Annotated in this window: 11 protein-coding genes and 1 other RNA gene; all 12 read left to right on the top strand. The window is 65.4% G+C overall.

The window, feature by feature from the left end:
* Positions 1–171: 171 nt before the first annotated feature.
* The 12 genes from FKZ61_RS12950 (at position 172) to ssrS (ending at position 16969) form a co-directional block, all read left to right on the top strand.
* Complete coding sequence (locus tag FKZ61_RS12950; RefSeq protein WP_141610544.1) at positions 172–2154, top strand: ABC transporter substrate-binding protein; 1983 nt, start codon at positions 172–174, stop codon at positions 2152–2154.
* A gap of 76 nt (positions 2155–2230) precedes the next feature.
* Positions 2231–3355, top strand: coding sequence for a PD40 domain-containing protein (locus FKZ61_RS12945; protein WP_170199657.1), 1125 nt, complete (start codon positions 2231–2233; stop codon positions 3353–3355).
* A gap of 34 nt (positions 3356–3389) precedes the next feature.
* A complete protein-coding gene (locus FKZ61_RS12940; protein ID WP_141610543.1) occupies positions 3390–5384 on the top strand; it encodes an ABC transporter substrate-binding protein in 1995 nt (664 codons plus the stop codon).
* Positions 5385–5509: 125 nt separating this feature from the next.
* Complete coding sequence (locus FKZ61_RS12935; RefSeq protein ID WP_141610542.1) at positions 5510–7780, top strand: hypothetical protein; 2271 nt, start codon at positions 5510–5512, stop codon at positions 7778–7780.
* A 63-nt stretch (positions 7781–7843) separates the two neighbouring features.
* Positions 7844–8839 carry an ABC transporter permease gene (locus tag FKZ61_RS12930; protein WP_141610541.1) on the top strand — a complete coding sequence of 332 codons (996 nt, stop codon included), beginning with the start codon at positions 7844–7846 and terminating at the stop codon, positions 8837–8839.
* A gap of 151 nt (positions 8840–8990) precedes the next feature.
* Positions 8991–10169 (top strand): ABC transporter permease, encoded by a 1179-nt coding sequence (locus FKZ61_RS12925; RefSeq protein WP_141610540.1) that lies wholly within the window; start codon positions 8991–8993, stop codon positions 10167–10169.
* 22 nt (positions 10170–10191) lie between these two features.
* Entirely contained in the window at positions 10192–11253 is a 1062-nt protein-coding gene (locus tag FKZ61_RS12920; RefSeq protein ID WP_141610539.1) for an ABC transporter ATP-binding protein, read from the top strand.
* Positions 11228–12256 (top strand): ABC transporter ATP-binding protein, encoded by a 1029-nt coding sequence (locus FKZ61_RS12915; protein ID WP_141610538.1) that lies wholly within the window; start codon positions 11228–11230, stop codon positions 12254–12256. The genes FKZ61_RS12920 and FKZ61_RS12915 overlap by 26 nt, the downstream gene beginning before the upstream one ends.
* A gap of 14 nt (positions 12257–12270) precedes the next feature.
* Positions 12271–14352, top strand: coding sequence for an alginate lyase family protein (locus tag FKZ61_RS12910; protein ID WP_170199656.1), 2082 nt, complete (start codon positions 12271–12273; stop codon positions 14350–14352).
* Positions 14353–14383: 31 nt separating this feature from the next.
* Positions 14384–15733: an enolase C-terminal domain-like protein gene (locus tag FKZ61_RS12905; RefSeq protein WP_141610536.1), complete on the top strand. Its 1350-nt coding sequence runs from the start codon at positions 14384–14386 to the stop codon at positions 15731–15733.
* 25 nt (positions 15734–15758) lie between these two features.
* Entirely contained in the window at positions 15759–16703 is a 945-nt protein-coding gene (locus FKZ61_RS12900) for a HEAT repeat domain-containing protein (protein WP_141610535.1), read from the top strand.
* Positions 16704–16780: 77 nt separating this feature from the next.
* Positions 16781–16969, top strand: a non-coding RNA gene (gene ssrS / locus FKZ61_RS12895) — 6S RNA.
* The last annotated feature ends 251 nt before the right edge of the window (positions 16970–17220 follow it).

The following is a 17220-nucleotide window of genomic DNA, read 5'->3' as shown; positions in this document are numbered from 1 at the left end:
ACCGGGTCAGGCAGTTTGTTCCAACGCCGGTGAACCCCGGCAGCGCTTTGTCGATCCCTGTCCTCCGAATCAGATGCCGCCAGGTTTCGACCGGGGCATCGAAGCCAGCCTGTATTGCCGTGGATTTCTGGTGATAGACAAGGTCGAAAACAAGTTCAGAAGGAGGAACAGATGGCCACACGGTCAACCATCAGCCGTCGTCAATTTTTGTGGATATCCGGTGCCTCGGTCGTAGGGGTTGTGGCGGCGGCATGCGGCTCGCCGGCCAGTCCGGCCCCGGCGGAACCGGCTGCTGCGCCGGCGGCGACTTCGGCACCGGCCGCTGTGGAGGCCGGGACAGGTAGCCGCTTCAACGAAGCACCCATGTTGCGGGAGTTGGTCAACCAGGGGCAGTTACCGCCGGTGGACGAGCGCATGCCCCTCAATCCCCTGGTCTCAGAAGTGGAGGAGGAGATCGGCCAGTATGGCGGCACCTGGCGCCGGGTCTGGCTGGGGCCGTCGGATGCCTACGGCATGTGGCGCCTGCGCCACGAGACGTTGCTGCGCTGGAGCGCCGACAGCACCTACGTCACGCCCAACGTGGCCGAATCCTGGGAGGTCAACGAAGATGGGACCGAGTTCACCATCCACCTGCGGGAGGGGATGCGCTGGTCCGATGGCGAGCCCTTCACCGCCGACGATATGCTCTACTGGTACGAGGTCCAGCTCAACCCGGATCTGACGCCGGTGAAGAACGTGCGCATGAGCCTGGGCGATGAGTTCGGCAAGATGGAGAAGGTAGACGACTACACGGTCAAGATCTCCTTCTCCAAATCCTACGGCCTCTTCGAACTGCAGATGGCCAGCGAGTTCGAGCCTTACCTGCCCAAACACTACATGCAGCAGTTCGACCCGGCCCACGCGGATCCGGCCGAGCTGGACGCCAAGCTCCAGGAAGCGGGCCTTGACCAGCCTCAACAGCTCTTCTCCCTGCGCAGCTCCTGGTCCCAGAATCCAGATCTGCCGGTGCTCAGCCCCTGGGTGGTCAAGGCGGAGCCCACGGTGACCCTCTGGCCGGCCGAGCGCAACCCGTACTATTGGAAGGTGGACGAGGCCGGCAACCAGTTGCCCTACATCGATACCATTATGCACGAATTGCTGCAGGAACGGGAGCTGGTGACCTTGAAGGTGGTGGCCGGGGAGGTGGACATGCAGTCCCGCCACCTGGGCGTCAATGACCTCCCCCTCTACATGGAAAACCGCGAGAAGGGCGACTATCGGGTCCTCATGTGGCCCACCACCCAGGGCAGCAGCTACTGTCTCATGTTCAACCAGAACTACGACGCCGATCCCAAGGTGGCCGAATTTCTGCGCAACGTGGACTTCCGGCGGGCCCTCTCCCTGGCCATCAACCGGGAGGAGATGAACCAGGTGGTCTACCTGGGCCTGGGCACCCCACGTCAGTCCACCCTGCTCCCCCAGAGCCCCGGCTTCAACGAGGAGTGGGCCACCGCCTACACCGAATATGATCCGGAACGGGCCAACCAGATGCTGGACGAGCTGGGCCTGACGGAGCGGGATAGCGAGGGCTTCCGCCTCCTGCCCGACGGTAGCGGCCCTCTCACCATCGTCATCGCCCATCCCAACAACATCGGCAGCGATCCCACCGAGCTGGTCAAGTCCTACTGGGAGGCGGTGGGGGTCAAGACGGTCATCGACACCCAGGAGCGTTCCGTCCACTACGAGAAGATGCACGCCAACGAGCTGCAGGTGGCGCCCTGGGGCAACGAGGAGATGATCTACCCCCTTTTCCTGGTCTACCCCTGGTGGGTGATGCCCTACGGCACTTCCTCCCGCATTGCGCCCCTTTCCGGCCTCTGGTACCAGACCAACGGCCAGCAGGGGGTGGAGCCGGAGGGCGACCTGCGCCGGGTGATCGAATTGTACGAGCAGGCCAAGGCCACGCCCAACGAGGAGGAGCGCTTCCAGGCGGCCATGGAGATGATGCGCATCAACGCCGAAAACCTGTGGACCGTGGGCTGCGTGGCCGTGAGCGAGACGCCGGTGGTGGTGAAGAACAACTTCCGCAATGTGCCGGAGAAGCATCTCCACGGCACCGTCAACGGCTCGCCGGGCAACGCCCGCCCCTGGACCTGGTTCTTCCGCCAGGCGTAACAGGGTTGTAGAGACGCACGGCCGTGCGTCTCTACAACCTACCGGGCCCATTCACGTCAAAGGGAGGGTGCCATCCATGGCCAGGCCAGTTTCGTATGCCGAGAGCTTGCGCCCCTGGTACGATCCAGAGTCGGGGGCCAAAATCGTCCAGCTCACCAGTGCGGCCTGTATCAGCACCCATATCTATCCTGAAGCACCCATCTTCTCCCCCGACTCCCGCTATTTCATCTTCAACCGCTTCGCCAGCCTGGACCGGCCCAATCAGTTCTGGTTGGGGGATACGGAGAGTCTGCAGTTGATCCGTCTCACCTCGGGAGAGATGCCCGTGACCGCGCCGGTCATGGCGCCCGACGGCGGCTGGCTCTGTTATCTCTCCGTGCAGGCGCCCACCGACTGGACCCTGGAGCGGGTGGATCTCTCCACCTTTGAGCGGGAACCAGTCCTGCAAATTCGGGGATACCGGCGGCCCTACCCCCTGGCCACCATCAGCCCGGATGGCCGCTGGTACGTCACCGGCGTCTGGCTGCCGGAGGGAGATTTCGGCCTGCTACGGGTGGACCTGCTTCTGCGGGAAGCCCAGATCATCCACCGGGATCCGGAGATTCTCAACCCCCACATGCAGTTCGACCCTGGAGGCGGTCGCGATCTGCTGGTGCAGCACAACCGGGGAGGGCAACTGGACGAGGCCGGTAACATCGTCCGGCTGGTGGGACCGGAGGGGGCGACCTTCTACCTGGTGGACATGGATGGCCAAAACGTTCGCCGCCTGGCCATCGGCAAGCCCTACAGCGCGCCAGTCCAGGGGCACCAGTGCTGGATCGGCACCACCGGCCGCATCCTCAGCACCCTCTCCGGGGAGATCGAGGCTGGCAACCTGGTCACCATCGGCGAGGGAGATGAGGCGCCCACCGTGGTGGCCCGGGGGATGGACTTCTGCCACCCGGCTGCCTCCCGGGATGGCCGCTGGTTTGTGAGCGACGTCCGACCTGAGGGCGAAATCGTGGTGGGCTCCCTGGAGACGGGGCGCTATCGCCTCCTCTGCCGGTCGGGGGCCTCCTTCGGGCGCCCCCAGTACACCCACCCCCACCCGTTCTTCAGCCCGGATCGCCGCCGCGTTTTCTTTAACTCCGACCGCACCGGCCTGGCCCAAATCTACATGGCCGAAATACCGGAGAGCCTGTGGGACGAGTTGCAGGGATAGGGTCTCTATCATTTTCGCAAAGGAGTGAAACCCCATGAACGAGAAGCGACAGGTCAGCCGACGCCAGTTCCTCCACCTTTCAGCCCTCACCGCGGGCAGCCTGGCTTTGGCCGCTTGTGGGGCGGCTGGTGGCGGTGAAACGGCCCCGGCCGCGGAGGCGCCCGCACCGGCTACAGAGGCCCCGGCCACCTCGGGGAGTGCTGCACCCGCTCAGGGCTCTTCCCGCTATGGCGAGGCGCCCATGCTGCAGGAGCTGGTCAACGCAGGCCAGCTACCGCCCGTGGAAGAGCGCCTGCCGGTCTCCCCCCTGGTGGTGCCCGTGGTGGAAGAAATCGGTCAGTACGGCGGCGACTGGCGTCGAGTCTGGCTGGGTCCGTCGGACGCCTACGGCATCTGGCGGCTGCGGCACGAGAAGTTGCTCTCCTGGAGCCCGGACAGCAGCCACGTGATCGCCAATGTGGCCGAGTCCTGGGAGATCAACGACGACGCCACCGAGTTCACCATCCACCTGCGGGAGGGCATCCGCTGGTCCGATGGGGAACCCTTCACCGCCGACGATATGATGTTCTGGTATGAGGCCCAGCTCAACGAGGAGCTCACCCCGGTCAAGCATACCCGCATGATGCTGGGGGACGAGTTCGGCAAGATGGAGAAGGTGGACGACCACACCATCAAAATTTCCTTCTCCCGACCCTATGGCCTCTTCGAGCTGCAGCTGGCCAGCGAGTTCGAACCTTTCCTGCCCAAACATTACATGTCCCAGTTCTTCATCGATTATGCCGATCCCGACGAGCTCCAGGCCAAGGTGGAGGAGGCCGGCTACGAGACCTGGTTCCAGCTCTTCCAGGCCCGCAACGAGTGGCTGAACAATCCGGAGCTGCCCGTGCTCAGCCCCTGGGTGGTCAAGTCCGAGCCCACCGCCGCCCTCTTCAAGATGGAGCGCAACCCCTACTACTGGAAGATCGACGAGGCCGGCAACCAGCTCCCCTACATCGACACCGTCACCCACGAGCTGCTCCAGGATCGGGAGCTGATCAACCTCAAGGCGGTGGCCGGCGAAATCGACATGCAGTCCCGCCATCTGGCGGTCAAGGATATGCCCCTCTACATGGAAAACCGGGAGAAGGGCGACTACCGGGTCCTCCAGTGGTCCAGCACTGCGGGCACGGCCTACTGCCTCCAGTTTAACCAGGACTGGGAAGGGGACGAGTTCCTGGCCAGCCTGATTCAGAATCCCGATTTCCGCAAGGCCATCTCCGTGGCCATCAACCGGGAGGAGATGAACCAGGTGGTCTGGCTGGGGACCGGCATCCCCCGGCAACGGACGCTGTTGCCCGAAAGCCGGGGGTACCGCCAGGAGTGGGCCGACTACTACGCCCAGTACGACCCGGACCTGGCCAACCAGATGTTGGACGAGCTGGGTCTGACGGAACGGGATAGCGATGGCTTCCGCCTGCGGCCGGACGGCACCGGCCCCATCACCATTACCGTTTCCCAGTTCGGCGACATCGTGGAGCCCAGCGAGATGGTCAAGAACTACCTGGCCGACGTGGGCCTGAAGATGGTCATCGACAACCAGGAGCGCTCGGTCCACTACGAAAAGCTGGCGGCCAACGAACTGGCCGTGGTGGCCTATCAGACCTCGGAGGATGTCTATCCCCTGTTCCTGGTCTACCCCTGGTGGGTGATGCCCTACGGCACGGCAGCCCGCATTGGCCCGGCCTCCGGCCTCTGGTATCAGAGTGGCGGCACCCAGGGCAAGGAGCCCCAGGGCGATCTACGGAAGGTCATCGACCTCTATGAACAGGCCAAGGCCGCGCCCACCGACGAGGAGCGCTTCGAACTGGCCATGCAGATCTACGAGCTCAACATGGAGAACCTGTGGATCGTGGGCTGTGTCACAGCCACCCTGGTGCCCGTCATCGTCAAGAACAACTTCCGCAACGTCCCGGAACAGCACCTCCACGGCACCATCAACGGCTCGCCCAACAACGCCAACCCCTGGACCTGGTTCTTCAAACAGAGCTGAGCCCGGGGTAATGGCTGGGCTGCGAGGGGCGACGCCGACACGCCGGCAGCACGCCTACCGGCTGGGTCGTCGCTCCTCGTCCGCCCCCCATTCATATGAGACTTTCTGCAGGCAGATCGCGAACCATGAGAGCCTCCATCCCAGGCAGCCTACACCTGCCCGACTTCAGCAAGATGCAGCTCCCGGCCGTTGAGACGGAGATGAGCCGGCGCTACCTGGCCGTGATCACCCGCTGGATTCCGGTGGCCCTGCGCTACTACAACGACTGGCCCGGCCGGCCCGACTGTGGCCACTTCTTCGGCGGCGTGCTCTGGTATGGCCAGGACACCTGCCAGCCCATCGCCACCCTGGCCCTGGCCGCCTCCTCGCCTGAATTTGACGCCCAGGCCGCCGGCATCTCCGCCCAGGAGCTGCGTCAGATCGCGCGCAAGGGTCTGCGCTACCTCTGCTTCACCCACGACACCGGCCCGGAGGACTGCGTGCGCCCCCTGGAAAGCTGGGGGCGGCCGGAACCCGCGGGAACCAAGTGGGGCGAGCGGGGCCAGGGCTTCTTCCGGGAGAGCCAGTGTGGCAACACCATCGCCTACCTGGCGTTGACCGCCGCCCTGATCCAGGACCTGTTGGGCGAGGAAGAGCGTACCATGCTGGCCCACATCGCGCTGGACTACCTGGCCCGCTTTGGCACCATGGCGCCCCGTTCCGGCGTCTACTACGACACCCAGACGGAGGAGAACGGCTGGACGGCCCTGGGGCTGGTGGCCAGCATGGCCCTCTTGCCCGGCCATCCCCAGCAGCCTGACTGGTGGGAACAGGCGAAACGATGGATGTTCCACACCACCAGCCGTCCCCAGGATTCCATCAACCACGCGCCCTTCGCCGACGGCAAGACGGTGCGCGAGCTCTGCGGCCGCACCTACACCACCCTCCCCGACGGTACCGCGGAAAACCACGGCTTCGTCCACCCCAGCTACATGGCCAGCGCGCTCAACCTTTCCGGCACAGCCATGAACCTGTTGACCCTTACCGGGCAGCCTATCCCGCCCCACATGTACTGGCACCGGCAGGACACCTACGACCTGCTCAAACGATGGTGCGACGAAACCGGCGCCTTCCACTGCGTCCAGGGGATGGACTGGCCCTACTTCGCCTATCAGGCCGTCTGCCACACCCACGCGGTGGCCAACTGCTACCTGCGGGATCCGGATGGGGCCTACCTGGAGCGCCTGGCCCTGGCCACGGTGGAAAAAGCTTCCGTGGCCCACGGCGGGCGCATGGTGCCGGAAGAAACGGTCCAATATTGCCACGGCCAGCAGGATCCCGCCCTGATGCGGGAGCGGATGGCCATCTCCCTGGCTTGTGCCTATCTGGCCCACCGGCTGACGGGACCGGACATGCCACCCACCCCCCGGGCGGATTTCGAGCGGCGCATGGCCGGCGTGGCCGTCTATCCCCACGGCGGCGCGCTGCTACACCGCCATCCCCACGGACGGACCAGCCTGGCCTGGCGCAACCGCACCATGGTGCTCCCTGCCACCCAGGCCGGCCTGCGGGACATCGGCCCCACCGAGGGGTCCATGCTGGCCACCATCCACGTGCGGGATCGGGCCGAGAGCACCCAGGAGCGCGTGCTGAAGATCCGAGAGGGTGCCGATCAGGTGGCCGTGACCCTGGTCCAGGATCTGGCCCAGGATGCCGTGCGCCGTTTCGTCTACTTCGCCTCCCTGCCCAACGGCAAGTGCCTGACCTACGAGCGCCTGGTCGCCAGCCAGGCGGTCACCGTAGAGCGGGTGCAACAGGGCTTCCTGAGCATCATCAACGACGGCTACTTCGGCGACCATCCCGACCGCCGGGGGCGGCGTCGAGTGGCCTGGGCTGGCCACCAGGAGACCTTCGTGGGCTACCCCGCGCCCCACCCAGATGACGATCGCTGGGTGGAACTGGGCGATACCGGCTGGGTCAACGTGGACGACCGCTTTGGCCTGGTCTTTCAGGGCAGCGGCCGGCCCATCTACCATCACCGCCACCATTTCCCGGTGTGGCACGCGGTCAAGGATGACCTGATCCTCAGCCTCCAGGATCGCCCGACCGATTACCCGGCCGGCGCCACCATTGCCGAGCTGGTCGCCCTCTGGTGTCCGGCCCAGACCGCGGCGGAGACCACGGCCCAGGCGCTGGAGCGCCACGCCGTTGGGGAAGACGCCTTCGCCGCCACGGTGGACGGCTATCTGTGCGCGGCCAACTTCAGCGACCAGCGCCTGGGGCTGTCCCTTTCTTTCCCTGTGGGCGAGGGAGAGCTTGTCTCTCCCACCTGGAGTGTGGCAGGAGGCGCGAGGGAGCCTGTCCCTGTGACGCCGGTGCTCGGCCCCTGGGAGCCCTGGATCGGCGTGCTGGCCTGACGCAGGTCTACAGGGTGGGTGCCCTTGCTGCAGAATTTGGAACCTGTTTGATGAGGACCGTCCATGATAGCGTACACTATTCGGCGAATCCTGTACATCATTCCAACCCTGCTGATCATCTCCATGATCAGCTTCGCCATCATCGAGCTGCCACCGGGAGACTACCTGACGGCGTACATGGCGAACCTGTCGGCCCAGGGGACTGAGGCCAGCCAGGACCAGATCGCAGCCATGCGGCAGCTCTACGGGCTGGATCAGCCCATCTACATCCGCTATGTGAAGTGGCTGTGGCGCCTGCTCCATGGCGACATGGGCATCTCCTTCGAGTGGAACCGGCCTGTTTCAGACCTGATCTGGGAGCGCCTGGCCCTGACCTTTGCCGTTTCCCTGTTCACGGTGCTTTTCATCTGGGTCACGGCCCTGCCCATTGGCATCTATTCGGCGGTGAAGCAGTATTCACCGGGCGACTACATTTTTACGGCCATCTCCTTCATCGGCCTGGGGATTCCCAACTTCATGATTGCCCTGGTGTTGCTCTGGCTGGCCTTCGACTATTGGGGCGTGGCCCTGACGGGCCTCTTTTCCCGGGAATTCGTGGATGCCCCCTGGAGCTGGGCCAAGTTTGTAGACATGTTGAAGCACATGTGGGTGCCCATCATCGTCCTGGGGACCGGCGGCACGGCAGGGCTGGTGCGCACCATGCGGGCCAACTTGCTGGACGAACTGCGCAAACCCTACGTGGTCGCTGCCCGGGCCAACGGCGTCTCAGAGCTGAAGCTGCTTTTTAAATATCCCGTGCGCATCGCCATCAACCCCTTCATCAGCACCATCGGCTGGATTCTGCCCCAACTGGTCTCCGGCGCAACCATCGTCTCGGTGGTGCTGAGCCTGCCCACCACCGGCCCGCTGCTCCTCAACGCCCTGCTCAACCAGGACATGTACCTGGCCGGCAGCTTCATCATGATGCTCAGCGTGCTGACGGTGATCGGCACCCTGCTTTCGGATCTGTTGCTGGCCGTGGTGGACCCGCGCATCCGCTTTGAACGGGAAAATGCCTGAGTCAATCCCGGCAGAAATTCGCCGAGCGGGCCTCTGGCCCGCGGCTTAGCCGATCGGTTCCACCAGAGGGAGCGCGCCCAGAGGGCGCCCGGAATTTCTGCCGTGGTATTGACGCCAGACCGTACTGAGGGAATGGGAGAGAAGAGATCGCATGACCGTTGAACGTGCCCAAGATGTGGACCAGACCCTGGTCCCGCCGGTGGAAGAGAGCGGCGAAATCCTCCTGCCGGGCTTCAAGGAAGAAGGCGAGGAGATCTATGTGGCGTCCCAGTGGCGGCTCATGTGGTGGCGCTTCCGCAAACATCGGATGGCGGTCCTCAGCCTGGTGGTGTTGGGCCTGCTCTACTTTGGCGCTGCCTTCTGCGAATTTGTCGCCACCAACGACCCCCGGGAGGTGTACCAAAACCTGACCTATGCACCCCCCCGCAAGATCCACTTTGTGGACGAGAATGGTTTTTCCTGGCGCCCCTTTGTGTACGGTTACAAAGCCACCCGGGACATGGAGACCTTTAAGCTGGTCTACGAAGAAGACCGGGAACGCAAATACTACCTCCACTTTTTTGTGGAGGGCGATGAATACAAGCTCTTCGGGCTTTTTCCGGGCAACATCCACCTCTTCGGCCTGAAGGACGCAGACGAGCCCCTCTACCTCTTGGGGGGCGACCGCCTGGGCCGGGACCTCTTCTCCCGCATCATCTACGGCTCCCGCATTTCCCTGACCGTGGGGCTGGTGGGGGTCTTTCTGAGCATGATCCTGGGGACCCTGATCGGCGGCATTTCCGGCTACTACGGCGGCACCATCGACGTCATCGTCCAGCGGGTCATCGAACTGCTCATCTCCATCCCCTCCATCCCCCTGTGGATGGGCTTCAGCGCCGCGCTGCCGGCCGACTGGTCGCCGGTGAAGACCTACTTCGGCATCACCATCATCCTCTCCATCATCGGCTGGAGCGGCCTGGCCCGGGTGGTGCGGGGTAAGTTCATCGCCCTGCGGGAAGAGGAATTCGTGGTGGCAGCCCGGCTCATCAACGCCAGCGAAATGCGCATCATCGTGCGCCACCTGGTCCCGTCCTTTGCCAGCCACCTGATCGCCTCCCTCACCCTCTCCATCCCCGGCATGATCCTGGGCGAGACCAGCCTCAGCTTCCTGGGGCTGGGACTGCAGCCGCCGGTGATCAGTTGGGGGGTGCTGCTGCAGGAGGCCCAGAACTTCCAGACGGTGGCCAACGCCGCCTGGCTGCTCCTGCCCGGCTTCTTCGTGGTGATCGCGGTGCTGGCCTTCAACTTCGTGGGCGACGGCCTGCGGGACGCCGCCGATCCGTATGCGTAACGGTTGGAGCGAAGGATTGCCCATGGCACCTGACGAACGACTGTTGGAAGTCAACAATCTCAAGACCTATTTCTTCCTGGACGAAGGCATCGTCCGGGCGGTAGACGGGGTGAGCTTCACCATCCGCCCAGGCCAGACCCTGGGCGTGGTGGGAGAGAGCGGCTGCGGCAAGAGCATCACCGGCCGCTCCATCCTGCGCATCGTGGACCGGCCGGGCCGGATCGTGGAGGGACAGATCCTCTTCCATCGTCGGCCGGAACCGGGCGATGCCAGCCAGCAGGAAGAGGTGCTCGACCTGGTGCAGTTGGACGAAAATGGCTCCACCATGCGGGCCATCCGCGGGGGGGACATCTCCATGGTCTTCCAGGAGCCCATGACCTCCTTCTCACCGGTGCTGACCATCGGCAACCAGATCATGGAGGGGATCCTGATCCACCTGCCTGTGGACAAGAAGGAAGCCCGGGAGATTGCCATCGACATGCTCCAACGCTGCGGCCTCCCCCGTCCCCACCAGGTCATCGACAGCTACCCCTGGGAGCTCTCCGGCGGCATGCGCCAGCGGGCCATGATCGCCCGGGCCCTGGTCTGCCGGCCCAGCCTCCTCATCGCCGATGAGCCCACCACCGCGCTGGACGTCACCACCGAGACCCAGATCCTGCAGTTGATGCAGGATCTCCAGGAAGAGCTGGGCATGGCTATCATGTTCATCACCCACGACCTGGGCGTCATCGCCGAGATGGCCCAGGAGGTGATCGTCATGTACCTGGGTCAGGTGGTGGAGCGGGCCAGCGTGCTGGATCTCTTCCAGCGGCCCAAACACCCCTACACCCAGGCGCTGCTCCAGTCCATCCCCCGCATCGACCGGAACCGCAAGAAGCGCCTGAACGCCATCCGGGGCATGGTCCCTTCGCCCTTCAACGTCCCACCCGGCTGTCCCTTCCACACCCGCTGCCCCCAGGCGATCCCCGGCATTTGTAACCGGGTGACGCCCAGGACGGTGGATGTGGGTGACGGCCATCTGGTCAACTGTGTCCTCTACGACGAAACGATTGCACACCATGAGCGAGCCACAAGCGTTGAATGAGAAACCCATTCTGGAAGTACGGCACCTGAAAAAATATTTCCCCATCACCAAGGGCTTCCTGCGCCGGGTGGTGGGCCAGGTCAAGGCGGTGGACGACGTCAGTTTCACCGTCCCCGAGGGAAAGACGGTGGGCCTGGTGGGGGAGAGCGGCTGCGGCAAGACCACCGCCAGCCGCTGCATCCTCCGGGCCATCCAGCCCACTGCCGGCGAGATCATCTTCCACGACAAGGAGCTGGGCCCCATCGACGTGGCCAAGGCCACCAAGGAGGAGCTGCGCCACGTCCGCCTCAACATGCAGATGATCTTTCAGGATCCCTTCTCCTCCCTCAACCCCCGCATGACCCTGCTGGAGATCGTGGGGGAGCCCCTGGTGGTGAACCGGGTGGCCCGGGGCAAGGAGGTGGAAGAGCGGGTGGCCGAGCTCCTGCGCCGGGTCGGCCTGCGGCCCGAGTACATGCGACGCTATCCCCACGCCTTCAGCGGCGGCCAGCGCCAGCGCATCGGCATCGCCCGGGCCCTGGCCCTGAACCCTCAGCTCATCGTGGCCGACGAGCCCGTCTCCGCGCTGGATGTCTCCATCCAGGCCCAGACCCTCAACCTGCTCCAGGATCTCCAGGAGGAGTTCCACCTTTCCTACATCTTCATCGCCCACGATCTCAGCGTGGTCCAACACCTGAGCGACAGGGTGGTGGTGATGTACGTGGGCAAGCTGGTGGAGATGGCCGACAACGAGGCCCTCTTCTTCTCGCCCAAGCATCCCTACACCGAGGCGCTGCTGGCTTCCGTGCGCCAGCCAGACCCCACCCTGCGCCGGGAACGCATCGTGCTGGAGGGAGATGTGCCTGACCCGGCCCACCCGCCCAGCGGCTGCTACTTCCACCCCCGCTGTCGCTACGCCGAGGCCCGCTGCCGGGAAGAAGAGCCAGCCCTGCGGGAGGTGGAGCCTGGCCACTGGGCCGCATGTCACTTCGCCGAGGAGCTGGAGCTCCAGGGCGCGCTGTGAGGAGGAATTCCCAGATGACAGAGACTTCCCAGCCGGCGCGCGGCCAGCGTGCCCGCCCGGCTTTCTCCTTTCGACCCGCCCAGGGCTGGGAGATCGAGCTCCACTCCCTGCCGCCCCAGGCGGTGCTGGACAAACTGGACCTGGATCGCCCCGGCTTGGAGGCCGTCCGGGCCGCGATGGCCCAGGGCCAGGACGCCGCCCTGACGGCGCTGCTGGATTACTACCGGCGGCGCTATCCCCGGCAAGAAACGGCGCCCGATGCGCCCTTTGCCACGCCCGGCCAGAACTCCCGATGGGCGCGCCCCGCTCCCCAGCAGGATGTGGACAAGGTCATCGCCACCGCCGACAACCTGGTGAATCACGTCTTCCAGTGGGGCCCCTACCCGCCGGCGGACTACGGCCCCGAGATCGATTGGGCCTGGGATCCTGCCGGCGACATCGAGTGGGTGGCTGCGGTCTATCGCTTCTACTGGGCTCAGCCCCTGGCCACGGCCTATGCCGCCACGGGCGACGAACGCTACGCCCGCACCTTCGTGGAGCTCACCACCGACTGGATCGCCAAGCATCCCCTGGAGGAGCACCGCCGCACCCACCCCGTCTACACCTACTGGGAAGGCTTCGCCTGGCTGGACCTCCAGACCGGGATTCGGGCCACCCAACTCTGCAACGCCTTCCGCACCCTGGTCCACGCCCAGGCCTTCACCCCCGAATTCCTGGCCATCTTCCTCGCCTCCCTCTACGACCATCAGGTGAAGACGGCCCAGATCCCCATGGGCAAGGTCCACAACAAGGCGGTCTTCGAGCAGCGGGGCTTTGTCAACGTGGCCTACACCTTCCCGGAGTTCAAGGAGGCGCGCCAGTGGCTGGAGCTGGGCCTGGAGCGGACCCGCGAGGTCTACCTGGCCCAGTGCACCGGCGATGGCGTCCAGCGGGAGTGGTGCGGTGGCTATCACCTGGCCGTGCTGCAGGATGCGGTCGAGATCGCCGGGCGCCTGGATGCCATGGGTATCCCCGTGCCCCCGGACTACCGGGAGATGATCCGCAAGAATTACGACTACCTCTTCGGCATGGCCACCCCGGAGCTGGGCTTTCCCATGTTCGGCGACACCGCCCGCCCCCGGGTAGACTGGTCCGACCGGAGCAGTTGGCCCCTGTACAGCGCGCTTCTGCAGGCCAGCGAGGTGCTGGGCGACCCCAAGTACGCCGCGCTGGCCCGGCTGGAGCGCACCCAGTTGCTGCCGCCCCAGAGTTTCGCCTTCCGGGAGGCAGGCATGTATGCCCTGCGCAACGACTGGGGCCCGGAGCAGGTCTACCTGGCCCTCCACTGCTCGCCGCCTGCCATCAGCTCCCACGACACGCCGGACAACGGCACCTTCGAACTCTTTGCCTATGGCCGCTGGCTGATGCCCGACACCGGCTTCTACACCTATGGCCACGACCTGGAGGCCCGGGCCTGGCACCGGCAGACCCGGGTGCATCCCGTCCTCACCCTGGACGGCCAGGACAGCGCCGTGGATGCGGCGCAGCTCCTCTGGCAGAGTGGCGCCGACCTGGACGTAGTCGCCGTGCAAAACCTCTCCTACCCCGGGCTGACCCATCGCCGGACCCTCTGGTTCGTGGACAAGACGAACCCCGGCCAATCTTTCTTCGTGCTGCTAGATGAGGCCATCGGCGACGCGCCGGGGCAGCTGGCCCTCCACTTCCAGTTCGCGCCGGGCGAGCTGGCGGTGGATGCCATCACCGGGCGGGTGCGCACCCTCTTCGACGACGCCAACCTGCTCCTGCAGACGGCTGCCACCGTCCCCCTCTCCCTGGCGGTGGAGCCAGGCTGGCACGCCTGGACCTACGGCGCCCGGGAGCCCCGCAACGCCATCCGGCTGGCCGCGCAGCGAGCATCCGGTGGGAGCGGCTCCGTGGCCTTCCTGACCCTCCTGGTGCCCTATCGGGGCAACGCCGTGCCCTCGGCCGACCTTTCCCTGCCTGGGGACCTGGCCGTGGGCCAGGATCAGGTGGAGGTGGCGGTGACGGCCTTCGGACGGCGCTGGCGGCTGGGCCGGGATCTCCAGGCCCACCGCGCCTGGTGCCACCGTGGGTAGCGGCACCCCGGACCTGGCGAGGAGGAGCCAGATGGGCAAACCGTCGGACGTGCGTGTGACCCACGCGGCAATGACTTTCCGCCATGAGCGGCTGGCCGTCCCCCTGCACCTGAGCAAGGGGGTGATCGAGGAAATCACCTATGCCCAGGCCACGGTGCAGGGCATCACCCGGGATGGACGCCCCGTTCAGGGGACCGGCGCCATCCTGCTGTCCGACCTGTGGGCCTTCCCGCACCCGCTCCTGAGCCATGAGCAGAAGGACCGGGCCATGCGCCTCCTCTGCCAGCAGTTGGCCGAGACACTCTCCCACGACGGCGAGTATGCCGACCCACTGGAGAAGGGGCTGGCTCTGGCCCAGACCTTGCCCATCCTGACCCGGCGGGTGGAGGAAGCGTTGCCGGAGCTTCCGGCGGGATCCATGCCCCGGCTGGCCGCCATGAACTGCCTGGCGCCCCTGGATGCCGCCATCCACGACGCCTGGGGACGTGGCCTGGGGGGCGAAGTTTATGATTTTTACAGCTCGACCTGGTTGAACCGGGATCTGGGGAGCTACCTGGGGCCCGGGTTCCAGGGCCACTTCCCCGCCGACTTCCTGGCCGGCCGTCGGCGGCGGCTGGGTGTCCAGCATGTGGTGGGCCTGGGCGACCCGCTGTGGCCCCAGGAAAGCGAGTCGAGTACCTGTGCGCCCGGGTTGCCGGCCCACCTGGTGGGCTGGATCCGTCGGGATGGGGTGGCCAATTTCAAGATCAAGACCCGGGGCACCGACCCCGAGGAGGACGTGCGGCGCATCGCCTCGGTCTATCGGGTGGCCGTCCAGGCCGGCCTGCCGCCGGCCCTCGTGCGCCTTTCCATCGACCCCAATGAAGGTTGCCCGGACGACATCTTCCTGCTGGAGATGTTGCACTGCCTGGCCTTGCACGCGCCGGACGCCTATGGCGCGCTGGATTACATCGAGCAGCCCACCCCCCGGGACCTGGCCGCCTATACCTTTACCCTCCACCGGGTGGCCGCTCGGAAGCCGGTGATTGTGGACGAAAGCCTGGATTGCCTGGAGGCGCTGCGCCTGCTGGAGGAGCTGGGCTGGAGTGGTCTGGCCCTGAAGACCTGTAAGGGCCAGACCCACTGTCTGCTGGCCTACTGCTGGGCGAAGCGCCATGGCCTGTACGTCACCTGCCAGGATCTGACCAATCCTGGCCTGGCCCTGGTGCACAGCGTCAACCTGTGCACCCGCCTGGACCTCTCGGTGGACTACCTGGAATGCAACCAGCGGCAGTACATGCCCGCCGCCTGCCCCGAGGAACGGCAGCGCTTTCCCCACCATTTCACTTTGCAGGGTGGCTGCCTGGTATTGCCGGCGCAGCCCCCCCTGGGCCTCTACTGAGGGAGACGGGCCAGGAGAAGCCGCCATGGCACGACCCAAGGATGAGACCATGCAACAGCTCCAGGCGCTGGCCCATGAGCCGGCGGCCCAGGCGGCCTTCGCCGCGACCCTGCTGACGCCCCGGTACGGCCGCTCCGTGCACCAGGCCGCGCTGGCCGTCTTGGAGCGGCATCCCCATCCGCCTGCCCGGGAGGCGCTCCACCGTCTGTACCAACGCCTGAATGCTCGCCAGGGCGCTGCCGATCCGGGAACTTACCTTCGCGCCGCCATTGTGCGGGCCCTGCGGCCCATGGCCACCCCCGCCGACCGTTCCCTGTTGCAGCAGGCTGTGACCACCTACGAGTTTCCGCCGCCTGCCTTCAAGGAAGAAGCGGCCATGTTGCGTAGCGCGGCCCTCCTGGCCCTCCAGGAGCTGGACGACCCCACGGTGCCCTATCACGCGGTCCGGCTGCTGGCCGACGAATACACCGATCCCATGTCCGGTGAACCCGCACTGACAGCGGTTCGCCTCCTGGCTGCCCACGAGGCCTATCAGCCCCTCTACTACTACGTAACCCAGCCGGCCAGCCACTGCCTGCCGGAGGTAACCTCCGAATGTCTACGCCACCTGGTGGAGTTGCCCGAGGAATTGCTACCCGGCCTGGTGGAGCGCTATGCCGGGGCCACAGAGGAGGTGGTGCTGGTGGGCCTCTTCGACCTTCTGTTGCAACACAGGACCGGGCCCCATCACGTGGACTTTCTGATGGACTACCTCCAGCAGGGCGCACACCTGGACGCCTGCCGCTACCTGGCCGTCTGCCTGGTGGCCAGCGGCCGGGAAGAACTGTTGTCCCGGCTGCTGGTGCTGGCCCCCTGGGTGCAGGAACCCGCACGCGTCGACCTGCTGCTGGAGGCCCTGGCCCTGATCCCCACCCACCCCGGGGTGGCCGCGGTCGTGGAGCGCCTGGAGCAGCGCCAACGCGGCCGGTGAGCGGGCCATCGCGGAGAGGCCTTTGGGCGGAAATTGGGCGGACTTTGATCTATAGCGCCAGTTGTGCTATAGTATCAATGACTCTGCGGAACTCGTGATTCGGATAGAATGCCGGGGCGAGCCAACACTTTACAAAAGGGAGCATGATGAAGTGGCGTGGAAGTGTTAGCCCTGGCCTCGGCCGGGGCAAGACGGAAGCGCCCAGTCAGCACCCACCTGCTTACGCAGGTTCGTACCCACTGTCCACACGGTTCTGCGGAGTCTATGCCGCCCGATCTCTGATCGGGCGGTTTCTTATTGGGAAGACGTGGCTGGAAAACGTTGAGGGGCAACGTTGCCCTGGAGCCAATAGCTGGGGCGCCCCTGCCCCCAGAAGCGCTTTGTGGAATTATGTCTACTCTTTTGACGAGGGCCAGCCCCTTGTGCTACACTTTTGTGCTTGGACTGTTTCCTGCTTGCAGATGCCCATGAGGGCCTGTTGTGCAGCTGCCAAATCGATGCCAGAAGATTGGGGGCA

Origin of the sequence: Litorilinea aerophila, assembly GCF_006569185.2 — a bacterium.
GTDB lineage: Bacteria > Chloroflexota > Anaerolineae > Caldilineales > Caldilineaceae > Litorilinea > Litorilinea aerophila.
This window is presented reverse-complemented; position numbering and strand designations above follow the sequence as displayed.

Excerpts from the sequence above, each read along its gene's own strand:
- FKZ61_RS12915 (WP_141610538.1), top strand. The coding sequence starts at position 11,228 with ATGAGCGAGCCACAAGCGTTGAATGAGAAACCCATTCTGGAAGTACGG.
- FKZ61_RS12905 (WP_141610536.1), top strand. The coding sequence starts at position 14,384 with ATGGGCAAACCGTCGGACGTGCGTGTGACCCACGCGGCAATGACTTTC.
- FKZ61_RS12900 (WP_141610535.1), top strand. The coding sequence starts at position 15,759 with ATGGCACGACCCAAGGATGAGACCATGCAACAGCTCCAGGCGCTGGCC.
- FKZ61_RS12930 (WP_141610541.1), top strand. The coding sequence starts at position 7,844 with ATGATAGCGTACACTATTCGGCGAATCCTGTACATCATTCCAACCCTG.
- FKZ61_RS12920 (WP_141610539.1), top strand. The coding sequence starts at position 10,192 with ATGGCACCTGACGAACGACTGTTGGAAGTCAACAATCTCAAGACCTAT.
- FKZ61_RS12940 (WP_141610543.1), top strand. The coding sequence starts at position 3,390 with ATGAACGAGAAGCGACAGGTCAGCCGACGCCAGTTCCTCCACCTTTCA.
- FKZ61_RS12925 (WP_141610540.1), top strand. The coding sequence starts at position 8,991 with ATGACCGTTGAACGTGCCCAAGATGTGGACCAGACCCTGGTCCCGCCG.
- FKZ61_RS12945 (WP_170199657.1), top strand. The coding sequence starts at position 2,231 with ATGGCCAGGCCAGTTTCGTATGCCGAGAGCTTGCGCCCCTGGTACGAT.
- FKZ61_RS12950 (WP_141610544.1), top strand. The coding sequence starts at position 172 with ATGGCCACACGGTCAACCATCAGCCGTCGTCAATTTTTGTGGATATCC.
- FKZ61_RS12935 (WP_141610542.1), top strand. The coding sequence starts at position 5,510 with ATGAGAGCCTCCATCCCAGGCAGCCTACACCTGCCCGACTTCAGCAAG.
- FKZ61_RS12910 (WP_170199656.1), top strand. The coding sequence starts at position 12,271 with ATGACAGAGACTTCCCAGCCGGCGCGCGGCCAGCGTGCCCGCCCGGCT.